Raw genomic sequence first — 21,669 nt, forward strand, 5'->3', positions numbered from 1 at the left:
GAGAGCTGATCGTTTCAAATTGGGTATCCGTCAATTCCATTTAACAAAGATACCTATTTTGTGTTAACACGCCCTAAATGAAATACGACCCTGATGGCAACATCAGGGTTTTTTTTAGAACGAAAACCGCTGTCCAAATTCAAACTCAAACATCAAACACAAATTCAAGCGCATTCCGCTTACTACTCAATACTAAGTACTTTGTACCAATTACTAGAAAAAATACCGCTACGCTAAAAGAACAAGGACGCATAACAAGTTCAAAAGTCAAATACAAACTCAAAGTTAGCAGTTACACTTACTTTTTACGCAACATTAAAAACTGCTACCCCATTGATTATTGTTAACTGCTAATTGTTCACTGAAAAAACACATGTCATGTCGAGCCTGTCCAGACCTCCGTTCAAATTCAAACGCAAAAATCAAGCTCAAGTGTCAAGTTCGCAACCACACTTGCTACTTTTACTAATTACAACCAGCTACCCACTACCAATTGTTCATTTTTCATTGTAAATTAGTCCAACCATGGGGAAATTTAAAACGCGTCCGGTAACCCGGGTAACGGATATTTCGAAGCAGGAGTTTATAGAACAATTTTATAAGCCCCAAATTCCCGTTTTGATAACCGGCCTTACCAAAGACTGGCCCGCCTATAAAAAATGGAAGCTCGAGTATATTCAGGAACGTGCGGGAGAGCAGGTAGTGCCCTTGTACGATAACGAACCAGCCAAGGACAAGGAAAGTGTATACGCCCCTGCCAAGGAAATGAAACTCTATGATTATATTGAAATACTGAGGACCAAACCTACGGATCTACGGATGTTCTTTTATAACATTCTGAAGGAAATGCCGGAATTGCTCAATGATTTTGATTATCCCGAAATCGGGCTCAAGTTTTTTAAAAAATTGCCCGCCCTGTTCTTCGGGGGAGGAAAAAGTAAGGTATTCATGCATTACGATATTGACCTGCCCGATAGCATGCATTTTCATTTCGATGGAGAAAAAAGGGTAACCCTATTCTCCCCTGCCCAAACAAAATACCTCTACAAGGTGCCCTTTTCCATACACAATATCGAAGAAATCGATATGGACGATCCCGATTTTGAAAAATACCCCGCCCTTGAGAAAGCCGAAGGAATTGTAGCGGAGATGAAACATGGGGACGCCCTCTACATGCCCAGCGGTTACTGGCATTCCATACGCTACTTGAACGGCGGTTTTTCAATGACGCTACGTGCCCTTCCCCGAAAACCCTCCCGTTTTGCAAAAATGCTCTATAACGTGCTGATCATGAGAAATATCGACAACCTTACCCGAAAGTATTGGGGTCAAAGATGGTTGGACTATAAAGAACGGTTGGCCGTTAAACGAACCGAGAAAAACCTGATTTGACACCCTTTACAGCACCTTTTTTTGAACACCCCGGACCTAGGGCTTTCCACAAAACCTTTCGATCCGGGATTCCTAAAATGGTTTGGACCGTTCTACTCCTGGCCACACTCTATTCCTGTGGTGTATCCAAATCGTTAAAGGACCTTCCCGAACTGGGAAACTATCAAAACGAAATTCCACAACGCCGACAGCTATCGGACAGCAGCTTTACCATTGGCCACAACTTTCTATCCAAAAACCGCCAAGGCCTTTGGGAACTTTATGTGGATGGGGATCCGTTGGAAATCGGTCTTAAAACCGGCAGTCTTACCCAAGAGCTCTTTCAATTTCAGGAGCGCGCGTTCATCAACAAGATCAACGAGTTGGTACCTTCGGAAGGAAAACAAAAGCTCCTTAAAAAGTTTTTGGCCTGGTACAACCGAAAAATGTACCGCAATATCGATACGCGTTTTAAGGCGGAAATTTACGGCCTCTCCCGATACGCCTCCAAAAACTACGATCATATTGCAACACCTTACCTTAGGGTGCTCTACTTCCATGGGGCACACGATATTGGGCATGCCCTACAGGACCTGGCCTTGGTCGGTTGCTCTTCCTTTGCCACTTGGGGAAACAAAACGGCGGACGGAAAGTTGCTGATCGGACGAAATTTTGATTTTTATGCAGGAGACGATTTTGCCAAAAACAAGATTATTGCCTTTATCGCCCCGGACAAGGGCCATAACTTTATGTCCGTCACCTGGGCCGGTTTTATTGGTGTGCTATCGGGTATGAACGACCAGGGGCTTACGGTAACCATCAACGCAGGGAAATCTTCCATTCCGTTGGTGGCCAAAACCCCCATATCCATAGTGGCCCGCGAAATATTGCAATACGCCGGTACTATTGACGAGGCCATCGCCATTGCCAAAAAAAGGGAGGTTTTTGTATCGGAGTCGATTTTTGTAGGCAGTGCAAAGGATAAAAAAGCGGCCATAATCGAAGTTTCCCCTGAAAAGTTCGGGGTTTACGAGGTGGACAACAACGGGCAATTGATCTGCGCCAATCACTTTCAAAGCGCTGCCTATGCCCAAGACAAGGCCAATACCAAACATATACTGGAGAGCCATTCGCAATACCGATACGAACGGATGGAGGAATTGCTTGGCCAAGGACCAAAAATGACTCCCGAATCGGCCGTGGAAATACTACGCGACCGGGAAGGACTTGGCGATAAGGCCATCGGTTATGGCAATGAAAAAGCGTTGAACCAGCTTATGGCGCACCACGGCATCGTTTTTCAACCGGAGGACCTTCGGGTATGGGTATCCAGCAACCCATATCAAATGGGGGAGTTCGTAGCCTACGACCTTCAAAAAGTATTTGCACAAAAGGGCAGTGTAGATGGAATTCCGAAGCTCGCGACAGCTGAAAAAAATATTCCGAAATCCGCTTTTCTGGAAACTGCGGCATACGAAGCCTATGGTTCCTATAAGTCCCTAAACAAGGAAGTTTCCAAGGCCATAGCCTCCAAAACGCATCTAGAGCGAAGTTTGCTGGTCGATTTTGAACAGAGCAATCCGGAATTTTGGGAGGTACATTACCTCATCGGCCAGTACTACCTGCAACGCGGGTACGATACCTTGGCGCTATCGGCATTCCGAAAAGCGGCCGAGAAAGAGGTTACTACCGTTCCCGATCGGGAAAAGGTGGCAAAGCTGATCCATAAGTTGGAACGGCGTCTTTAAGGACGACCGCTCAATTTATTTTGTAAATGGGAAAACGTTTGGCGCCACATTTGCAAATATTCCCCTTTCTTTGTCGTACCAGATGTAATCCATATGATTCCCGAAATTGAAAAAGCATCGGCAACGGCCATAAAAACGTTTCAAGAAGAAAAGTTAAGGGAACTGCTACAGTACGTGAATACCCTTTCCCCATACTACCGTAAATTGTTCCGGAAACATAAGCTGTCGATTTCGAAGATCAATACCCTTGAGGATCTACAACGGATCCCGACCACTACAAAAGACGACCTGCAACAACATAACGATTCTTTTTTGTGCGTTCCCAAAAACCAGATTGTCGATTTTGTGACCACCTCCGGAACGTTGGGAGAACCCGTTACCGTGGGCCTTACCGATGGGGACCTGGAACGGCTCGCCTATAACGAAGCCATTTCCTTTGCCTGTGCAGGTATCGGAACTGACGATATTTTACAGTTGACCACCACCATGGACCGCCGTTTTATGGCCGGGCTAGCCTACTTTTTGGGAGTAAGAAAATTAGGGGCGGGCATTATTAGGGTCGGGGCCGGCATTCCCGAACTGCAATGGGACACCATTTTAAAGTTTCGGCCCACCTATTTGATCGTAGTACCTTCTTTCTTGCTCAAACTGATGCAATACGCGCGGGAAAACGAAATCGCTCTTTCCGATTCCGGAATAAAAGGTGCCATTTGTATCGGGGAGCCATTGCGAAATCCCGACTTTTCCTTAAACGTATTGGGACAAAAAATAAGGGATGAATGGGATATTGAACTTTATACCACCTATGCCTCAACGGAGATGAGCACGGCCTTTACCGAGTGTACCGCCCAACAAGGAGGGCATCACCATCCGGAATTGATCATTGTGGAACTTCTGGACGAGAACGAACGGCCGGTAGATGACGGAAAGGAAGGCGAATTGGTCATTACCACCCTTGGCGTAGAGGCAATGCCCTTGCTCCGTTTTAAAACCGGTGATATGATGACCGCACATAGGGAACCGTGCCCTTGCGGTAGAAACAGCTTGCGACTTGGGCCGGTATTGGGGCGTAAAAAACAGATGATCAAATACAAGGGCACTACCCTGTACCCGCCCGCACTCCACAATGCCCTGAACGATTTTCCGGAAGTGGACAGTTTTGTGATCGAACTCTACCATAATAACATTGGAACCGACGAAATTCGGATCAAGATCGCCACCAAGAGTACCGCAACGAATTTACTGGCCCGAATCAAAGATCATTTTCGTTCCAAATTACGCGTAACCCCTACTATAACCGTTAGACCCATTGAAGAAATTGCACGGTTACGCTCCTCCAAGCTCGGTAGGAAGCCCGTTAGCGTTATCGACCTTCGTGCCCGATAGTGAAGCGTTTACATAAAGCGATCGACCGCGACAACAATTTGTTTGGCCCTAATGGCGTTCGCGTTTTTAATGTAGTGGTACGAGCGATCTAAAAACTGTTGTGCCCGGGCATTCCCCTGAAACTGTTTTCTTGACCGATACAGGTCAAGGGTGGTTTGCAGGTCTTGGGGCGTTGCGTTTACCCCGGTGTATTCCTGTAACAATTGCAGGTATAAAAAGCCGTGTTCTTCGGTAGGTTCGATCATGGTGCCTTCGCCAAAATCGTTCCAGGTAGCCAGTTGGATAAAGTCGGCACCTTCCAAATGGGTATAATTTAGGGTTTCCAAAAACGTATTTCCACCGTTGTCGGAAATGCCCCATTGGTGCGGATTTCCCCAACCCCCTTCTTGATAATAATCCTCAAAACCGGGATATACGCTACCAAAAGTAATATCGGAACCCTGAAAATAATTGGCGTAATAATGGTCATGCGCTAGCAAATGATCGGGTGCGATCCACAAAAACTCTCCGGAAGCATTGGCGCCTACCCTTCCCTGGGCGGCCCATAACGTTAGTAGATCGGGAGATGCCCCACTTGGAAAAACGTCGAAAATGGTATTCCACTCCAAGGAATCGATTACGTGTTCGGGACCAAACACAAAAACCATCTCGTTACCATTATGGGTCAAAAAATTATCTTTTATAAAGTAGGTGTCGCGCATATACCTAAAATCGTCCTGAACGGCGGAAACCGGATCTGGGGCGAACCCCATAGCTACTGCCTGTTGTGCGACACGATCTTCATACATGATGGAAAAATCCATATCCAAATCGTCCAAGCGCACCATAAAGGTTTCCGTGGACTGTTTGATAAGGCCGTAATCGTAAAAATCGCGGGCACCGTACCAATCGAAGATTACCCCATCGATACCACATTGTTTCATCAACAAAAAATGGTATTCCTGCAAATCGGGATCTGCGGAGGAATAGGGCCCGATCAAGGGGTAAAAATGGGAGGCGATCTCTCGTGTGCCGTTACTATCCATAACGTTGGGATTCCTATTGGTCATGGTCCAGTGTTGGCCCCAATATCCATCGTAATCCTGGCTTTGGAACCAGGGCATGTAATGTGCATATACCTTTTTGGGGTTTTGTTTTTCAATATGCATGCCGGAAACGTCAACGATCCTACCGGCCTTGATGTCGCGCATCAATTGCTTTTCCTCGGAAAGTATCGCTAATAAAACCGAATCGGAAAATACTTGGGTATCCAGCACTACCGAGTCGGTCTGTTTACCGGAAACCAAAGTTGGTGTTGATACTATAGGTATGTTTTCCTTCTCGCATGCCTGAAATACCATTGCCGCGCTAATGACGACCATAAAAAAAACCCCGCTATTTTTCATATTAAAATGCTTTAGGGGGGAAATTATAAAATGAGGGAAGAAGGAACGAAAATAACTTTTTTGTAAGAATTATCTTAAAAGTACTACTTATTTTTTTAAATGTTGCGGTTAGTCCAAAAATTAACATCGTTTTGGGGAATCCGCATGGCAGTTGGTCGACCACGGACCGCTATTATTATAATAATCTGATAAACAACAGTATTAAAAACAGAACACTTCATTTTAAAACCATATGCACTTCATCGAAAAAGTAGGAATTATTTTACAAAAATAATACTAAGCATGATGTATGTCCGTTTTCCTAAAGAATATTCTTACAAAACAATTAAATCAAACACCAAAAAGGATTCAGAGACAGTCACTTTGAAATAATCCCCCAAATCTTAAACTATGGCTTATGAAAATTCTAGCAATAGATGATCAACCGCTGATCACTTTTTCAGTACACCGAAAACTTACCAATCTAGAATACGAAGTGGAAACCGCTAATGATGGCGCTTCCGGTATTGCATTATTTGACAAATTCCAGCCCGACCTTGTCATCGTAGATTACAACATGCCGGGAATGAACGGGGTCGATGTAATCCGTCATATCAGAAAAGTGGCCAATTCCGATGTCCCGATTATTGTAATGTCCGGAAACACCGACGAAAAGGTTATTGTAGATACTTTTCATTTGGGTGTTACCGATTTTTTGAAAAAACCCATCGGTTTACAGGAATTGGTGGTCCGTATCAAAAGAGTTTTTGGAGAGGCCCCCAGCTGCTCTTTGGTGGACAACGAAACCAATCAAATGATCCAGAACTATTGCATCGGGGTCGTTATCCCATGCTATAACGAAGGGGACCGGCTTTCGGAAGATATTTTCAAACAGTTTGCGAACAAAAACCTGGGGTATCACCTCTGTTTTGTGAACGATGGCAGTAGTGACAATACCTTGGAGGTGTTGGAAGGGCTGCGAAAAGGAAACGAAAGTCATGTCAGTATCGTAGACTGTGTCGTGAACAAAGGTAAGGCAGAGGCGGTGCGCCAAGGAATACTACATTTGATAAAAGACCATCAATTGGATTATATCGGATACCTCGATGCCGACCTCTCTACGGATTTTAAAGATTTTGATGATCTTGTGAGGGTCATTAACCAATCCGAGTTCAAAATCGTAAGTGGTTCCCGAATGAGCCGAATGGGCGCCAATATCACCAAACAATCCGCCCGGAGTGTCATTAGCAAAACCATAAACCTCATCATAAGGTCCATCCTAAAAATGCCTTTTAACGATACACAGTGTGGTGCCAAGATCATGGATCGCGATATTGCGTCGAGCATGTTCAACAAACCCTTTATTACCCGATGGCTTTTTGATGTGGAAATTTTTATGCGCATGCGCAAATACTATGGCAAGGAGAAAGTGTTGAATTTTATCTGTGAACAGCCCCTTAAACGATGGATACATGCCGACGGTTCAAAACTATCCATGAAAGATTCCTTTAAGATCGTTGGCCAATTGGCCCAGATAGCGGTCCATTATAAATAGTCTTCCAACATACTGAATATCCTAACACCGACCTTGCTTCGGAGCACGGTTTTCAAACAAGGGCAACATCGCAGTTTTTGTATGCCAGTACACAAAAATTGCACGCGGAATGTGACCCGCCCATAAGTACCAATAGACCTGTAAGATTTACTTTGGGAGTATCTTACGGGTCTTTTGTGGTTCGTTTCCTAAGGTATAATTTGTATCTTGTAAGGATGAATACCAATCAAATACCACTATTGTTCGCGTTCTTTTTTCTTACGCTCGCACCGTTCGGTTTTGCACAAAACACCTTATCCTTGGCGGAGGGGGAAACCGCACCGTCCGCATCGCTTTCGCAGATGGCTTGGATGGAAGGGCATTGGAAAGGAACCGCTTTCGGGGGCATTACCGAAGAAATATGGGGGCCGCCCTTGGGAGGATCGATGATGTTTTCCTTTAAATTGGTTGTCGACGGCGAGGTAAACTTTTATGAACTGGGCCACGTTCGGCAGCAAGGCGAAACCCTGAACTTTGAGTTAAAACACTTTCATAACGATTTAAAGGGATGGGAAAAACAGGACGAGGTACAGCGGTTTCCGTTGGTAAAGGTTGCTGAAAATAAAATCTACTTTGATGGCTTCACCTTCGAACGGGTTTCCGACGATGAAATAAACATCTATGCATTGATCCACAATAACGATGGCAGCAATGAGGAAGTGGTTTTCAACTACAAACGCGAAAAATCTTGAAAAAAAAATGTTTAGAATGCGGTACGGAAATCATGGGCCGGATCGACAAAAAATTCTGTTCCGACCATTGTAGAAATGCCCATCACAACAATGTCAATAAAGACAGTAAAAACCTGATTCGCAATATCAACAATAGGTTGCGAAAAAACTACCGGGTATTGGACGGGTTTCCGCTGAAGGACGGTAAAACGAGAACTACCCGCACCCGTTTGTTGGACAAAGGCTTTGATTTTGATTTTATCACCAATCTTTACACCACCAAAAAAGGGACTACTTACTATTTTGTATATGATTTAGGGTATTTACCCTTGGACAACGATTACTACATGATCGTAAAACGGGAGTAAGGCATCCCATTGTTCTTATCAATTATCGGAACGGTCCTTTATCCTGAGTGAGAAAGGCTACGTAGTTCAAAAAAGTGTGCGTAAAACTGCCTTATTTCCAATTTTGACCGCTTAACTTCAGCGCGGCGATAACAATATCCTTTCGGCTGATCTGTCCGATCAACAGTCCGTCTTGCATCACCGGCAGTCGTCTTCTATTGCCTTTGTGAAAAACTCCGGCTGCATCGAAAATACTCATGTCGTGCGGAATCGTATCGACGTTTTTGGTCATGAATTTCTCCACGCTCTTGTCCAATATAGGCTGATTGAAATACCGGCTTTCCGATATTTGTTTCATACAATCGGCCTCTGAAATAATTCCGACCAAAAAACCATTATCGTCCAAAACAGGCCCCCCGGAAATATTGTATTTGGTAAACAGTTCCATCACCTCCAAAATGGATTGTTGCGGCGTAAACGTAACCAGTTTTCTGGTCATATAGTCCGTCACCAGAATTGGGGCGATATACTCTTTTTTCGATACTGATTTAGCTCGTGGGCCTTGAAAGCTCTTGATTCCCATGACGTTTGATATTTAAAGGTTGTCTCTTAAAGATAGGGAATTTTCTCCAATGTTGTAAAAAAAATCGACATAAGGGGCTATGGCTTAAGAATTTCATATTTTTAGAGGCCAAGAGTGCTCCATGAAAAAATTTCCTTCCGTTTTTACGCTTTTTTTGATCGGATGTGCCGTTTATGGCATATTCGCCTCGCTAACCCCGTCCTATAAGGAGGGTGCGCCCGTAGCAGCTACCGATTTTTCAACGGACAAGGCCCTAAAACATGTAAAGGCCATTTCCAAAGCGCCGCACGCGGTAGGTTTCCCCGGGCACGGACAAGTGCGCGACTACATTGTGGACGAACTGGAAAAACTAGGTTTGGAGACCAGCCTGCAAACCGGGTATACCGCTGGCGATTGGGGAAACTTGAGCAAGGCGGTGAACGTTCTTGCAAGGATAAAGGGTACCGGCAACGGAAAGGCACTGGTATTACTTTCCCATTACGACAGTAGCCCTCATTCCTCATTGGGCGCCAGTGATGCGGGTAGCGGTGTCGCCACCATTTTGGAGGGCGTACGGGCGTTCCTATCCAAAAATCCCAGCCCCAAGAACGATGTGATCATCTTGATTACCGATGCCGAGGAACTAGGCCTCAATGGCGCTGACATTTTTGCGAACGAGCACCCCTGGGCCAAGGAAGTCGGCCTTGTACTAAACTTTGAGGCCCGTGGTAGCGGCGGCCCCAGTTACATGCTCATAGAGACCAATAGGGGCAATGCCCGCCTGATCGAGGAATTTAAAAAAGCCCGGCCCGACTTTCCGGTTGCGAATTCGTTGGTGTATAGCATTTATAAAATGTTGCCCAACGATACCGATCTGACTGTTTTCAGGGAAGACCAGGACATTGAAGGATTTAACTTTGCCTTTATAGACGACCACTACGATTACCATACCGTACGCGATAATTATGCCCGTTTGGATCGACGAACACTTGCCCACCAAGGGAGCTATATCATGCCCCTATTATCCCATTTTGCCAATGCCGACCTAAGCTCATTAAAAAGTTTGAACGACCATGTGTATTTCAACGTGCCGTTTTTTAAACTGGTTTCCTACCCATTTGAGTGGATATGGCCTATGTTGTTACTATCGGCAATTGCCTTTGTCCTTTTTATGGCGCATGGGTTTCTCAAAAAAAAGCTTGATACCGTTTCCATTCTCAAAGGGTTTTTACCCATGTTGCTGGTATTGATCGTTAACGGGGGCGTTGGTTTCTACAGTTATACCCTATTGCAGTGGTTATACCCTTCCTATACGGACATGCTCCATGGTTTTACCTATAACGGACATTTTTATATTGCCGCCTTTGTGCTGTTCTCCATTTCGGTCTGTTGCTACTGTTATCACCGTTTTAAAAGGATATCGCTTCCTAATGTATTGGTGGCGCCCATAATCCTTTGGCTGGCAATCTGTACGCTCGTCGCCCTTTACCTTCCAGGTGCAAGCTTTTTTATCGTCCCGGTAATGGCAATGTTGGCCGGTTTTATGGTCGTCATCAACCAAAAGCGGCCCAGTGCATACCTCTTGCTATTTTTGGTGTTACCGGCCCTGGCCCTATATGCACCCTTTATTAAAATGTTCCCGGTAGGATTGGGCCTAAAAATGATGGTCGCCTCTACCTTGCTGCTCACGCTTACCTTTTTGCTAATGCTTCCCTTGGTCGGTTTTATGAAAAGGAAAAACGGTATTGCCCTTTTGGCGATATTGGCAGCTTGCGGTTTCTTGATAGCGGCCCATTTGCAATCGGACTTTACAGAAGAACGGGCCAAGCCCAGTAGTTTGCTCTATGTATTGGATGCCGACTCCCAAGAGGCATATTGGGCCACTTACGACCACGTTTTGATCGACTGGAACGCCCAGTTTTTACGTAATGAAGAAAAAACTCGGGACGTAGGCTTCAAACGTACCATTAGCAGCAAATATGGCTCCGGTTTCAAAAGGCGCTCCAAGGCGGCCTTAAAGGAAATACCGGCACCCGAGGTAGCGACGGTCAGCGACACCATAGTCGGTGAGCAACGTTTTTTAACGCTCTGTATACGTCCGCAACGAACAATAAATCGTTTGGAGGTCTTCACCAACGATATCGATATCTACAGCGCCGGCGTAAACGGCATCGCCCTATCCGATTATTTTTTGGAAAACCGCAGGAACCAAAGGTTGATCACCCATTATGTAAGCGACAACAGCGATACCGAACTGCTAGTGTCGGTCCCTAAAAACGATATACTGGAGTTGACCCTCTACGAGGCCTCCAACGACCTTTTGACCAACCCCCTATTCAGTATTCCACAACGACCTGAGAACAGCATTCCCATGCCGTTCGTGTTGAACGATGCCGTGCTGGTAACCAAAACCGTTCGTTTTGAGTAAAATCGGTATTATGGGCTGTGGATGGCTAGGGCTGCCCTTGGCCGAATCCTTGTTAAAAAAGGGTCATTCCGTTAAGGGCACCACTACATCGGAAGACAAACGCGAACAACTGCTTCAATTGGGCATAGAAGCCTTTTGCATTACGCTTACCGAAAGTGCGATCATCGGTAATATAGCAGCTTTTTTGGATGGTACGGATATCTTGATCGTGAATGTCCCTCCGCGGTTAAGAGGCCCTAAAAAAGAAAATTACGTACTCAAGATACAGCGGTTATGCGAACAACTGCCTGCCAATAAAACGGTAAAAGTCGTTTTCGTCAGCAGTACCTCGGTATATGGCGACGTTACGGGCGAGATTACCGAAAGCACACCGCCACGGCCTGCTACCGAATCGGGCAAACAATTGCTCGAAGCGGAAAAAATAATGCTCGACCGGGCGGGACAACGGACGACGATCATCCGTTTTGGTGGGCTTATCGGTCCAGATCGACACCCAATCAAACAACTTGCGGGTAAAACAGGATTGAAAAACGGCGATCATTTTGTAAACTTGATCCATTTAACAGATTGTATTTTTTTGATCGAACAAATTATAGCGAACCACTGGTGGGGCGAACTTTTTAATGGAGTATTTCCCGAACATCCGACAAAAAGAGCATTTTATCGAGCAGCGGCCATTAAAGCTGGGGTTGCCCCACCTTCCTACTTGTCCAAAACCGAGGATAACGGTAAAAAAGTGATTTCGGAGCGACTGTACAATGTTAAAATGCTTCGCTTTAATACTTCAGTACTTCCATAGTTCACCACACAAAAGCGTGGTTTCACAACAAAAACAACCGATTTGTGTTAACGCAAAGTCTATTTCTGGTACTAAAACGTAACTTTATTGTATTAATTTAAAACGTTTTGCCATGGAAAATCCAAGATGGAAAAGGCGAATTTTATCCGAGATCGAAAGCCTCGTCGCCCAAAGCTTTCCAAAGCAAAAGGTCCCCCAAAATGTTGCAATGTTGCATGTAGCACTCGTTAAAAACCACTACAATGCAGCCGCTGTAAACATCGATTATCACAGGCGAAGAATAGAAATAGACATCGTTATGGACGATCAAGCGTACAAACCTGGCGCAGTGAACACGGATATTCCCATCCTACGGGCCAACCTTTGGTTCCGTAACCTAGGGGACTTCCTAAAGTCATGCCTTGACAAGGACAATCGAAGTCTAGCTTTTTATGCCAGTTTGCTAAAATCCTATCATCAGAGCGATAGAATCTTAGTAGCCTAACCAAGAAGACCAAACCACTATACTGAAAAGGGTTCCTTAGGGGACCCTTTTTTTTGTTATACCCTTGACGGGGCTTCCTTCCGGTCCAAAAAACGGTGCTTAACGTATTTTTACGGTGAAATACGGAATTCATTAACAGCTTGTTACCATTTATTTTAATAGTTTTGCCCACCAAAAAAACTAAATCACATGAAACAGTTACTGCTCGTTTTTGTTTTTTCGATTTGCCTGGGCACCCAAGCGCAGACCAAAAGTGAACTGCAAAAGCACTACGAAGCCTTTTACAAGGAAATGCGCACCCAGGCCGATGTTGCCGGTGTCATTAATGCCCTGACGCATTTGAACGTGATCGCTCCCTCTAAAGACCGCAAGGATACCTTGGCCTATGTGTATGCCAATGACAACCAGCACTTACAGGCATTAAACACCATCGGGATAGAAAAAAACGATACGGACTCCGATCTGGCCGTTCAGGTAAAGGCGATTTCACTAAAAGCCCTAAACCAACCAAAACGTGCCTTGGAACAGTTCGAAATTTTGTTCTCTAGAACACCCAATGCCTACCTGGCCTATGAGTTGGCCGATCTAAAGATCCAAATAGGCGATTCGCCGGGGGCCGAAACACATATCAGCTATGGCATCGAAAATTCAAAGGAGGATATGAAATATGCCTTTTACGAAAGGCAACAGCCCTATGAAGTGCCGTTAAAGGCCGCTTTTTTGCATTTACAGGGGTTGGTGTCCTATAATAAGGACAAAACGGATATCGATGGTGCGGTGGCACTGATCGATCAGGCGCTGGCCCTTGCCCCGAACTTTAATTTGGCCTCGTTGAGCAAACAGGCGTTGGAATCCCGCAAAAATCCCCCGGCCGCCTCGACCGAAACGGAAAATTAATCGCTTTCCGAACGGGACGCTATAAAGTGTTCCAAGTCGGTAAGGGCGATGTCCAAATTTTTTTTAAAGCTCCGTTTACCGAAAAGTACCATGATCAGTCGTTTTATGGGCGACCTTGCTTTCCAATGCACGTGCACTTCCAATACGCAACGATCTGAGGCCATCGGGGTAACGATATAAAATTGGTACAGTTCGTCAACCGGGGGCGGGCTGGTAGTCATTTCACCATAGATCAACTGCCCGATGTTCACGGTTTTGGTGACGGCAACAAAATTCAAGTGTTTTCCGTTGACCACGCAAATATGGGCAGAGCCTAAACGGGTTACCTCATTTTCGTTATACTCGAAACGATCGGCGCCCTTTACCCAATAATGCCGATATCCATAATTGGTAATGTATTCCAAAAGTGTTTTTGCCGCTATCGGGAATTTTTTTTGAATGGAAAGCTGTGGAGGGGTATCAAAGTGTACCGTTTTCCCTTCGTCAAAAGTATTCAAAACCAGTTTTTCCTGATCGATCAAGGCGTAAATATAACGGAGTTCTTTTCCATCGTAGAGGTCCTGTCCCTCCTTAAAACGAAACACTCTACTGCAGTAATAGATGGGAAGCCCGATTTCCGCCGCCAGCGTTTTGCTCACCAAAGCATAATTTTCACTATCGATACTGTTCTTTAACAAGCGGTGCGCTTCGATCACCTCCTGACCAAAAGGTTTTCGACTGCCCTGAATTTCCAGAAACCGGAGCTCCCCACAATGTGCGACCAGCTTTAGCTGTAGTTTGGGTGCGGAGGCACAGGCATTACAGGGACAAATACGGTTCTTTTCCATGAGTTTCAGGTGACTGTGAAACGTGGTGAACATGGTTTCGATCTGTGCCAAAAGCCGTTCCTGCGAAAGCAGCTCTTCCTCTTTGTAAAAAAAGAGGGCATCCCCTTCGATTTCCGCTAATTTCAGATTTTGAGTATTGGCCGCCAATAACACCTCCAACAATTCGGCGATGACATGTTGGCTGTGTTCTACCTCGGTAGTTTGTACAAACTTGGTAAACCCTGAAATATCCGGAATGAAAAGTAAGGATTTGGCCATGGTGAAAGAGCAACGCCCAAAAAGGACAAGAGTTTCGGTTAATTTGAAAAAAGCGGTTAGCGCTTTTTTAGTTTTGACACGAGTATGCTATCGTTTTCCTTTTTTAAGGCTATCAAAGCCGGCACCTGATCGTTCGGTACCGCGATGGACAGTACGTAATGCGCAATTTTCCATTCGCCAGCACTTTTTCGCAAGGTTCCCGATCCCCGACAAAGCTTCATTTGGGTATCTAAAAGTTCGTCGAACCAGGCGATATCCAAATCCTCATTAAAATAGATGTGGCGCGATACGGGGGTGAAATCCCATGCCTTGCCCCGGTCAAAATAAGGTTTTGCAAAATCCTTGAACTCCGCTACTTTCCAATATTCGGTGGCATCGGTACCGATAAAAACCGCATCGGGGGACATCAGCTCAAAATAACCGTCAAAATCCGCAGCAGCCGCTGCCGCGTGCCAGTTATTCAAAACCGAATCGACCTGTTTTTCTTGCGCTACCAGGCCAAGACTCCATAAAAAGAAGAGCAATACGGCCGAACGATCATTCATCGAATATTAGTTTGGTATCCAAGGTATTGTTGACCACAACGTTGAACTGGTTCCTAAAGGCGTTGTAAGCCGTTATCATCTCCTTAACGGATGCTTGGGGATCCAAACGATAGTGGAGATCGCCCTTTACTTTTAGGACAAAGGTCCTGAACATTTTTTGCCTGCCCCTTATTTGTGGTATTCCAAACTCCACGGGGTATTCCGATGCACTCAGATCATCTTCCTTTTCGATCAATCCTTCGACGACCAAAAGCAGGTCGTCCCGGTTCGCTACCGTATACAACGCATCAAAACTAACCTCCAATGCCTGAAATTCGGCCCAGTTGCCCATAATGGCATTGGCCTTGGAACCGATGCTCGATTTTTTCGCCCATTTTTCCGTACCGATCTCATAAGAAGCCTGCTCCCCATTGGTAGTGTTCGCCTGTTCTTCCTTACACGAACCGATCAATAAAATTACTACCGCTAAAAAGAACAATCTTGGCATGGAACGAATGTACAAATTTTAATAAAGGCTATCTTTACCGTGTATATTTTTAACGTGTTTTTAATGCAGCAAACAATACTCATCATAGGCGCCTGTGGCCAAATAGGAACGGAGTTGACCCTGCTTCTAAGGGAGCAACATGGGGCCGATGCCGTTATTGCCAGCGACATTCGCCAGGGCAATGACGGTCTTATGGATTCGGGACCTTTTGAAATTTTGGATGCGACAGATTACGATGCCCTAGAAGAGGTAGTGGCTTACTATGGAGTCGACACGGTTTACCTGATGGCCGCCATGTTGAGCGCTACTGCCGAAAAGTTTCCTGAAAGGGCTTGGGACCTGAACATGAACTCTCTTTTTAATGTACTCAACTTGGGAAAGGAGAAAAAGGTAGACCGCATTTTCTGGCCTTCCAGCATTGCCGTTTTTGGCCCCAACACCCCGAAGACAAAAACCCCACAGCATACGATTATGGAACCCAGCACGGTTTACGGCATCAGCAAGCAATCGGGCGAACGATGGTGCGAATACTATTTTGAAAAATATGGTGTCGATGTTCGCAGTATCCGGTATCCGGGGTTAGTGAGCTGGAAAACCATGCCCGGGGGCGGAACTACCGACTATGCTGTGGAAATTTATCATGAGGCCCTTTCAAAAGGCAGTTACGACTGTTTTTTAGATTCGGACACCGAGCTTCCGATGATGTTTATGGAGGATGCTATAAGGGCCACGTTAACACTAATGGACACCGCATCGGAACACATAAAAATACGTTCTTCCTATAACTTGGCTGCAATGAGCTTTACCCCTTCGGACATTGTTAAGAGCATTCAGAAAAAGCTTCCCGACTTTACCGTTTCCTATACATCCGATTCCAGGCAAAAAATTGCCGATTCCTGGCCCAATAGTATAGACGACTCCTTTGCACGAAACGATTGGGGGTGGGCCCCGGAGTACGACCTGGAACGAACGACAAAGGAAATGCTCCAAAATTTGAGATAGGCTTTTTGTTTCGATTGCCTTTCGCAACATTGTTGTTTAAAAAATATGCCCGTAAACCAGCCTTAAACCCGACCTGATACGAACCTTTGGTAAAAAAACTATACACCCAAGGATAATTGTAATTTAATAAAACTACATTTGTAGTGTTTTTCGCAATATAATAAAAGGCATTCACAACATTTTTTTCGTTTCAACTTCACTTCGGAATACCTTTCTATCAACAACTTATAAACCTCATTTTATGTACGACACAATCTACCTGGTGGACGATATGCCGATGGTCAACCTTTTTCACGAGATTACCCTTCGAAATATTGGGATCGAACAGGACATCAGATCCTTTACCGATCCCGAAAAGGCCTTGGACGACCTACGGTTCAAAAACTGGCACAAAAAACGTGCATTGGTACTCTTGGACATCAATATGCCCGTAATGACAGGGTTTGAGTTTTTGGAGTTCATGGTACTCGAAAAACTTTCCGAATCCATCGACGTTGTGATCGTAAGTGCCAGCACTGCTACGGAGGATAGGGAATTGGCCGGTAGCTTTCCCCAATATGTAAACGATTATCTGCCAAAACCACTTCAGAAAGCCGCTTTATCGCAAATCTTTAATACTTCTTACGCATCGTAAGCTAGCTCTTTTGTACCGCTTCCGGGTATCGCATCAAAATCGATACTAGGGTACAGGCCTAAATGGTAAAAAAAGATGAAAAAAGCAGCGCAGTAGCGTATGTACCTGTTAAGCTCGCCCATCGACACTTTGGATTGGGAGCAGGTCAAAAGCTATCCGCTTCTTTACGATTTTTTTAGAAAACCCAGAAATACAGCGCTATTGAAGAAGGTATTGTCAGGCGAATAGCCGTTAACAGGGCAATTGGCCAAACACCATAGCAACTATGGCTATACGTATATGAAGGGCATCGGTTTGAAAAAACTAAAAGTTATACGGAAACCACCATCCAAAAGGAACTTGTATCCCGTTTGTAGCCCCTATTGAAAATTTGGTACTACAGAAAATAGGACTATTCGTTGTTTTTGTTGCTCCTCGCCAATGGGATCGATACCCCTATTGCCATAGCACCGGCTATTTGCCCCACCGATGGTTGCACGTAATAGGTGAAGCCAAAATCAACGGTATTTCTACGGCCAAGTTCCACACCTATTGAAAACGGAACATGGTAGATAACGCCATTTTTACGAATGGCATCAACAGCGTTCAATGTTTCGAACCTGCCAATGGAAGTGCCTATACCAATTTCAAAATAGGGGGCCACATAGGGTATGGGCGCCCGAACGCGTATTTTACCGCCCAAAAGAAGCGCTTTTGAACTTGCTACTTCATTGGTCGGGGCGTCATCAAAGGTTTTGCCTTTTTTGGAGGTGAGCAGTAACCCGCCATACGGTTTGAACGCGACCCATGAGGTTACCTTTAAAACGTATTCCCCCTGTAAATAGAGTCCGTCCGAAAAGGCATCGTCGACCGAATTTTCCGCAAAACTAAGGCCATATCCGATTTTGGCGTTGAGCCTACGCTCTTTAATAAATTGCGCGTTTACCCCAATCCAACATAGGGAAACGAGGAATACGATAACAGCTTTTTTGATGGGCGGTGTTTGGTTGGACATGGTTTTGGTTTTATCTCGAAAAAGCAGGGAAATTAACACAAAATCATAATTCATTTTCATCTTTTTCCAAACCGATTTTGACGGTTTTTTGTTTGAATCCTTCAAAGACGGATAAGGATATTAGCGTAAATGCCAACTATTGATTTAAAAAGGTACTTCGCTAAATGCCCACAACCTTGTTCTCCCCTATGCACCGACTTCCATTTTAACGTTCTTTTTAAAATACGGGGCCTCTTTTTTAGCTATATTAAAACAATCTTTAAACACCATGGTTTGACCTCCTTTTTCACCTCCAAAATATTCCCGATCCTATTGGTAAATTTTATCGGAATATTAGGGTACAGTTTGGTCATTCCCATATTGATCTTTATTGTAACGGATTTTGGGGGCAACGGCTTTGTTTATGGAATATTGGGCGCCACCTATCCTTTTTTCCAGTTTATCGGCGCGCCCATACTCGGGCGGTTGTCGGACAAGATCGGACGTAAAAAGGTGCTGATCATCTCCCAAACCGGTACTTTTTTGGCGTGGTTGCTTTTTTTGCTGGCCTTTTTATTGCCGGAGACCACGCTTTGGGAACAAAACACCACATTGACCGGCAGTTATATGATGACCTTGCCCCTGATCATTATTTTTCTGGCACGTATTTTTGATGGGTTTACCGGAGGCAACGTTTCGGTAGCCAACGCCTATATGTCCGACATTTCCACGGATGAAGACCGAAACCGGAATTTTGGGCGTATGGGCGCCTCCACCAGTTTAGGGTTCGTCATCGGCCCCGCTTTTGCCGGCTTGTTGGCCAGTACCCTTATGGGGGAGGTTTTGCCGTTAATTTTAGCCGCAATAATTTCCTTGATCGCCATTTTTGTCATCAATTTTAGGTTACGGGAAAGTGTGCCCTGTATCGTAGATACGGGTGGTGTATCCATAAAAAACGTACGTCGCTTTTTTCAGGTCGAACATAAGGACTGTTTTACCGAGGGAAGCGAGACCCTGCAATCGGAAAACGGGAACGGCTGGTTGCGGGTATTAAAAATCGATGGGGTACCCCTGCTCTACCTCGTTTACTTTCTCACCTTTTTCGGTTTCAGTCTTTTTTACGCAGGGCTCCCCATTTATGCCAACAGCATTTTGGGCTGGTCCGCCATAGACCTCGGTATTTTCCTCGCCTATTCCAGCGGTATCATGATTTTGGTACAGGGGCCGTTGCTGAGCGCGGTATCCAAAAAAATGTCCAGCGAAACCTTGGTGCTGCTCGGTGCGTCGCTATTGATGGTGAGCTTCTTTTTATTGTCCAAACCAGATACCACCGTACTTTATATCGCCAATACCCTGCTTTCCTTGGGCAACGGATTAATGTGGCCCAGTTTCCTAACATTATTGGCCGGTATTGGCACTCAAAAAACACAAGGATCCATACAGGGGTACGGAACATCAATGGGTAGTTTTGCGAGTATGCTAGGGCTGATCATTGGAGGAACACTTTTTGAAACCATAACGACGGCCGTATTTTTTATGGGGGCCTGTATTTTTTTGATCATCGCCATATTAATGCTCTTTCAGCGTTACCGATACGCCAAGCTTCATCGCTTACAGGGGGCATAATAGCAAGTATATAAGGGGTTTAACCTATTTTACGGAAAATGGGCAACCTTACCTTCATGGCACAAGAAAATCAACAGCCCGTTAACTTAAGAGGTTCGGTTTTACCGTGGGGCTTTAAACAACGTGGGTTCCACTTAAGAAACCCCTGTTCTGCACTAACGGATGTTCTCCTTTTCGAAAGGATAGGGAACGCTACCAATATACCGCTTAGGACCTTTCCCGCATACCTTTCGATTATCACTACATCATAATCCAACATCCAAGTTACGATCGACCATTTTCCAATTTAAATGAGTCAATGATTGAATCTCTTGCATTAAAGTGGTCAAAGCCCAATGCTTTATTTTGATGTCGTATGTTCGAAAACACTGTTTTTCGAAACCTACTCAGCAGAAAGCCCGATTGTCATGATCGGGCTTTTATCCTTTGTTCCATCTTATCAAAATAAAATGTATTTTTATCCTGCTGAGTACGTTTTGTTCCATTTGATAAGTGCCTATTTACCATCGGGTAAGCGTATTTTTAACACTTAAAGCAATGGGTATGAAAAAAAAGCTTTCGGTTACCGACACCAGTCCCCATTCCGTTGTAGTATCAATGGCCAATGCCTTAGAGGTAGACTATCGGGACAACAAGTATGAATATGTTTTAGAACTGCCCAAAGCGTTTGGGGAGGGTTTTGTAAAATCTTACGCCTTCAAAGATGGTTTTGGCGTGGTACATACCAATTACAAACTGGCGAAGGACTTTTATTTTCAATTGGAAAAGGGAGCTGTTCATCCGCTCAAACTTATTTTCAATGCCGGTGATATTTACAATCATAAACTTGAAAATTCCAGTGCCTATACCGATATCAATTTTTCCGAAGTAATCATTGTATCCAGTACTCGCGAAAACAACCATCATTTTATGATTCCCGCCGGGGTGTCGTGCGACCTGTTCTCCATTGAGGTCAATAGAAAGCGCTTTGAAAACCGTATCATGGATTTTACCGAGGACATGGATATCGAGCTTGCCAGCCTTTTCAGAGATCTGAACGGTGTAATTCCCTTCTCATACAAAGGACCCTACAGTTACGATATTGGTGTAATGATCGAGGAATTTAAAAACTGTAGATTGGCCGGAATGAACGGTTATCTGTATTTGGAGGCAAAAGCTTACGAGATTTTTACAAGCTTTCTGGAACAGTATTTGGACGATACCAAAAAACCCGACAAGCGCAGTATTTTTCGGCAGAACCAAACCCGCTTTATCAAACAGACCGGAATGTTCATCCGTGAGAACCTGGAAAGTATACCGACCGTACAGGGACTCGCCCAAAAGTTCGGTTTGAGCAGCAATATCCTCCAAAACGGTTTCAGGTCCATTTACGGCATGTCCGTTAATGAATTTATTCAGAATGAACGATTGCTCATGATCAAAAAGCTTCTGACGGAGTCGGATTATTCCATATCCGAAATAACCTATATGGTGGGCTTAAATTCCAAAAGTTACCTCTCCAAAATTTTCTTTGAGCGATTTTCGATGACACCTTCGGACTTTAGGGCAAATGTGAAAAAAAAGGATGGAGGTACGCTTTAAGATCGAACGATTTACACTTACGACCATTTTTGGGCAAGGTCGGCCGCACCTTTGTTTCCCTACACAAAAAAAGAAGGCCCCGGCA

21 protein-coding genes are annotated in these 21,669 nt (G+C 44.8%); 15 read left to right on the forward strand and 6 right to left on the reverse strand.

From position 1 onward, the window contains the following. The first annotated feature begins 525 nt into the window (after nt 1–525). From ACRD7P_RS14215 to ACRD7P_RS14225, 3 genes are all read left to right on the forward strand, one after another. Entirely contained in the window at nt 526–1,392 is an 867-nt protein-coding gene (locus ACRD7P_RS14215; protein WP_430908297.1) for a cupin-like domain-containing protein, read from the forward strand. Beyond that, nucleotides 1,389–3,119: a C45 family autoproteolytic acyltransferase/hydolase gene (locus ACRD7P_RS14220; protein ID WP_430908298.1), complete on the forward strand. Its 1,731-nt coding sequence runs from the start codon at nt 1,389–1,391 to the stop codon at nt 3,117–3,119. The genes ACRD7P_RS14215 and ACRD7P_RS14220 overlap by 4 nt, the downstream gene beginning before the upstream one ends. Nucleotides 3,120–3,212: 93 nt before the next feature. After that, nucleotides 3,213–4,505, forward strand: a complete 1,293-nt coding sequence (locus ACRD7P_RS14225) for a phenylacetate--CoA ligase family protein (protein ID WP_430908299.1) — start codon at nt 3,213–3,215, stop codon at nt 4,503–4,505. Nucleotides 4,506–4,513: 8 nt separating this feature from the next. Here the strand turns inward: ACRD7P_RS14225 and ACRD7P_RS14230 are convergent, their stop codons facing one another. Further along, complete coding sequence (locus ACRD7P_RS14230; RefSeq protein WP_430908300.1) at nt 4,514–5,890, reverse strand: glycoside hydrolase family 71/99-like protein; 1,377 nt, start codon at nt 5,888–5,890, stop codon at nt 4,514–4,516. Between the two features lie 397 nt (nt 5,891–6,287). On the opposite strand from ACRD7P_RS14230, the gene ACRD7P_RS14235 reads away from it, so the two are divergent. The 3 genes from ACRD7P_RS14235 to ACRD7P_RS14245 all read left to right on the forward strand — a co-directional run bounded on the left by ACRD7P_RS14235 (nt 6,288) and on the right by ACRD7P_RS14245 (nt 8,502). Next, a complete protein-coding gene (locus tag ACRD7P_RS14235; RefSeq protein ID WP_430908301.1) occupies nt 6,288–7,424 on the forward strand; it encodes a response regulator in 1,137 nt (378 codons plus the stop codon). A 215-nt stretch (nt 7,425–7,639) separates the two neighbouring features. Next, nucleotides 7,640–8,155 (forward strand): DUF6265 family protein, encoded by a 516-nt coding sequence (locus ACRD7P_RS14240; RefSeq protein ID WP_430908302.1) that lies wholly within the window; start codon nt 7,640–7,642, stop codon nt 8,153–8,155. Beyond that, nucleotides 8,152–8,502 (forward strand): hypothetical protein, encoded by a 351-nt coding sequence (locus ACRD7P_RS14245; RefSeq protein WP_430908303.1) that lies wholly within the window; start codon nt 8,152–8,154, stop codon nt 8,500–8,502. The genes ACRD7P_RS14240 and ACRD7P_RS14245 overlap by 4 nt, the downstream gene beginning before the upstream one ends. A gap of 91 nt (nt 8,503–8,593) precedes the next feature. On the opposite strand, the gene ACRD7P_RS14250 is transcribed toward ACRD7P_RS14245, so the two are convergent. Beyond that, nucleotides 8,594–9,064: a CBS domain-containing protein gene (locus ACRD7P_RS14250; protein ID WP_430908304.1), complete on the reverse strand. Its 471-nt coding sequence runs from the start codon at nt 9,062–9,064 to the stop codon at nt 8,594–8,596. A gap of 121 nt (nt 9,065–9,185) precedes the next feature. Here ACRD7P_RS14250 and ACRD7P_RS14255 point away from each other — a divergent pair, with 121 nt between their 5' ends. The 4 genes from ACRD7P_RS14255 to ACRD7P_RS14270 all read left to right on the forward strand — a co-directional run bounded on the left by ACRD7P_RS14255 (nt 9,186) and on the right by ACRD7P_RS14270 (nt 13,651). After that, on the forward strand, nt 9,186–11,471 hold the full coding sequence (locus ACRD7P_RS14255; protein WP_430908305.1) for a M28 family peptidase: 2,286 nt from the start codon (nt 9,186–9,188) through the stop codon (nt 11,469–11,471). Continuing rightward, entirely contained in the window at nt 11,464–12,270 is an 807-nt protein-coding gene (locus ACRD7P_RS14260) for an SDR family oxidoreductase (RefSeq protein ID WP_430908306.1), read from the forward strand. The genes ACRD7P_RS14255 and ACRD7P_RS14260 overlap by 8 nt, the downstream gene beginning before the upstream one ends. A gap of 112 nt (nt 12,271–12,382) precedes the next feature. Then, nucleotides 12,383–12,754, forward strand: a complete 372-nt coding sequence (locus tag ACRD7P_RS14265; protein ID WP_430908307.1) for a hypothetical protein — start codon at nt 12,383–12,385, stop codon at nt 12,752–12,754. A 189-nt stretch (nt 12,755–12,943) separates the two neighbouring features. Next, complete coding sequence (locus ACRD7P_RS14270) at nt 12,944–13,651, forward strand: hypothetical protein (protein WP_430908308.1); 708 nt, start codon at nt 12,944–12,946, stop codon at nt 13,649–13,651. On the opposite strand, the gene ACRD7P_RS14275 is transcribed toward ACRD7P_RS14270, so the two are convergent. The 3 genes from ACRD7P_RS14275 to ACRD7P_RS14285 are packed head-to-tail and all read right to left on the reverse strand — an operon-like array spanning nt 13,648 to nt 15,768. Further along, a complete protein-coding gene (locus ACRD7P_RS14275; RefSeq protein ID WP_430908309.1) occupies nt 13,648–14,736 on the reverse strand; it encodes a DUF2652 domain-containing protein in 1,089 nt (362 codons plus the stop codon). The genes ACRD7P_RS14270 and ACRD7P_RS14275 overlap by 4 nt on opposite strands. A gap of 56 nt (nt 14,737–14,792) precedes the next feature. After that, nucleotides 14,793–15,281: a nuclear transport factor 2 family protein gene (locus ACRD7P_RS14280; protein ID WP_430908310.1), complete on the reverse strand. Its 489-nt coding sequence runs from the start codon at nt 15,279–15,281 to the stop codon at nt 14,793–14,795. Beyond that, nucleotides 15,274–15,768 (reverse strand): hypothetical protein, encoded by a 495-nt coding sequence (locus ACRD7P_RS14285; protein WP_430908311.1) that lies wholly within the window; start codon nt 15,766–15,768, stop codon nt 15,274–15,276. Before ACRD7P_RS14285 ends, ACRD7P_RS14280 begins: the two co-directional genes overlap by 8 nt. 63 nt (nt 15,769–15,831) lie before the next feature. Here ACRD7P_RS14285 and ACRD7P_RS14290 point away from each other — a divergent pair, with 63 nt between their 5' ends. The 3 genes from ACRD7P_RS14290 (at nt 15,832) to ACRD7P_RS14300 (ending at nt 17,632) form a co-directional block, all read left to right on the forward strand. Further along, nucleotides 15,832–16,770 carry an NAD-dependent epimerase/dehydratase family protein gene (locus ACRD7P_RS14290; RefSeq protein WP_430908312.1) on the forward strand — a complete coding sequence of 313 codons (939 nt, stop codon included), beginning with the start codon at nt 15,832–15,834 and terminating at the stop codon, nt 16,768–16,770. 241 nt (nt 16,771–17,011) lie between these two features. Then, a complete protein-coding gene (locus ACRD7P_RS14295) occupies nt 17,012–17,404 on the forward strand; it encodes a response regulator (RefSeq protein WP_430908313.1) in 393 nt (130 codons plus the stop codon). A 99-nt stretch (nt 17,405–17,503) separates the two neighbouring features. Next, nucleotides 17,504–17,632 carry a hypothetical protein gene (locus tag ACRD7P_RS14300; RefSeq protein WP_430908314.1) on the forward strand — a complete coding sequence of 43 codons (129 nt, stop codon included), beginning with the start codon at nt 17,504–17,506 and terminating at the stop codon, nt 17,630–17,632. Between the two features lie 163 nt (nt 17,633–17,795). Here the strand turns inward: ACRD7P_RS14300 and ACRD7P_RS14305 are convergent, their stop codons facing one another. Continuing rightward, nucleotides 17,796–18,398 (reverse strand): hypothetical protein, encoded by a 603-nt coding sequence (locus tag ACRD7P_RS14305; protein WP_430908315.1) that lies wholly within the window; start codon nt 18,396–18,398, stop codon nt 17,796–17,798. 273 nt (nt 18,399–18,671) lie between these two features. Here ACRD7P_RS14305 and ACRD7P_RS14310 point away from each other — a divergent pair, with 273 nt between their 5' ends. Together ACRD7P_RS14310 and ACRD7P_RS14315 are read left to right on the forward strand one after the other, a co-directional pair. Beyond that, nucleotides 18,672–20,003 (forward strand): MFS transporter, encoded by a 1,332-nt coding sequence (locus tag ACRD7P_RS14310; RefSeq protein WP_430908316.1) that lies wholly within the window; start codon nt 18,672–18,674, stop codon nt 20,001–20,003. A 543-nt stretch (nt 20,004–20,546) separates the two neighbouring features. Further along, the gene (locus ACRD7P_RS14315) at nt 20,547–21,584 is read left to right on the forward strand and encodes a helix-turn-helix domain-containing protein (RefSeq protein WP_430908317.1); all 1,038 of its coding nucleotides are present in this window, start codon (nt 20,547–20,549) and stop codon (nt 21,582–21,584) included. Nucleotides 21,585–21,669 lie beyond the last annotated feature (85 nt).

Origin of the sequence: Maribacter sp. 2-571 (assembly GCF_050589625.1) — a bacterium.
GTDB lineage: Bacteria > Bacteroidota > Bacteroidia > Flavobacteriales > Flavobacteriaceae > Pelagihabitans.

Bases quoted from the DNA above. Each gene is read 5' to 3' on its own strand.
- ACRD7P_RS14215 (WP_430908297.1), top strand. From the start codon at position 526: ATGGGGAAATTTAAAACGCGTCCGGTAACCCGGGTAACGGATATTTCG.
- ACRD7P_RS14225 (WP_430908299.1), top strand. From the start codon at position 3,213: ATGATTCCCGAAATTGAAAAAGCATCGGCAACGGCCATAAAAACGTTT.
- ACRD7P_RS14230 (WP_430908300.1), bottom strand. From the start codon at position 5,890: ATGAAAAATAGCGGGGTTTTTTTTATGGTCGTCATTAGCGCGGCAATG.
- ACRD7P_RS14235 (WP_430908301.1), top strand. From the start codon at position 6,288: ATGAAAATTCTAGCAATAGATGATCAACCGCTGATCACTTTTTCAGTA.
- ACRD7P_RS14240 (WP_430908302.1), top strand. From the start codon at position 7,640: ATGAATACCAATCAAATACCACTATTGTTCGCGTTCTTTTTTCTTACG.
- ACRD7P_RS14250 (WP_430908304.1), bottom strand. From the start codon at position 9,064: ATGGGAATCAAGAGCTTTCAAGGCCCACGAGCTAAATCAGTATCGAAA.
- ACRD7P_RS14255 (WP_430908305.1), top strand. From the start codon at position 9,186: ATGAAAAAATTTCCTTCCGTTTTTACGCTTTTTTTGATCGGATGTGCC.
- ACRD7P_RS14265 (WP_430908307.1), top strand. From the start codon at position 12,383: ATGGAAAATCCAAGATGGAAAAGGCGAATTTTATCCGAGATCGAAAGC.
- ACRD7P_RS14270 (WP_430908308.1), top strand. From the start codon at position 12,944: ATGAAACAGTTACTGCTCGTTTTTGTTTTTTCGATTTGCCTGGGCACC.
- ACRD7P_RS14275 (WP_430908309.1), bottom strand. From the start codon at position 14,736: ATGGCCAAATCCTTACTTTTCATTCCGGATATTTCAGGGTTTACCAAG.
- ACRD7P_RS14280 (WP_430908310.1), bottom strand. From the start codon at position 15,281: ATGAATGATCGTTCGGCCGTATTGCTCTTCTTTTTATGGAGTCTTGGC.
- ACRD7P_RS14285 (WP_430908311.1), bottom strand. From the start codon at position 15,768: ATGCCAAGATTGTTCTTTTTAGCGGTAGTAATTTTATTGATCGGTTCG.
- ACRD7P_RS14290 (WP_430908312.1), top strand. From the start codon at position 15,832: ATGCAGCAAACAATACTCATCATAGGCGCCTGTGGCCAAATAGGAACG.
- ACRD7P_RS14295 (WP_430908313.1), top strand. From the start codon at position 17,012: ATGTACGACACAATCTACCTGGTGGACGATATGCCGATGGTCAACCTT.
- ACRD7P_RS14300 (WP_430908314.1), top strand. From the start codon at position 17,504: ATGTACCTGTTAAGCTCGCCCATCGACACTTTGGATTGGGAGCAGGTC.
- ACRD7P_RS14305 (WP_430908315.1), bottom strand. From the start codon at position 18,398: ATGTCCAACCAAACACCGCCCATCAAAAAAGCTGTTATCGTATTCCTC.
- ACRD7P_RS14315 (WP_430908317.1), top strand. From the start codon at position 20,547: ATGAAAAAAAAGCTTTCGGTTACCGACACCAGTCCCCATTCCGTTGTA.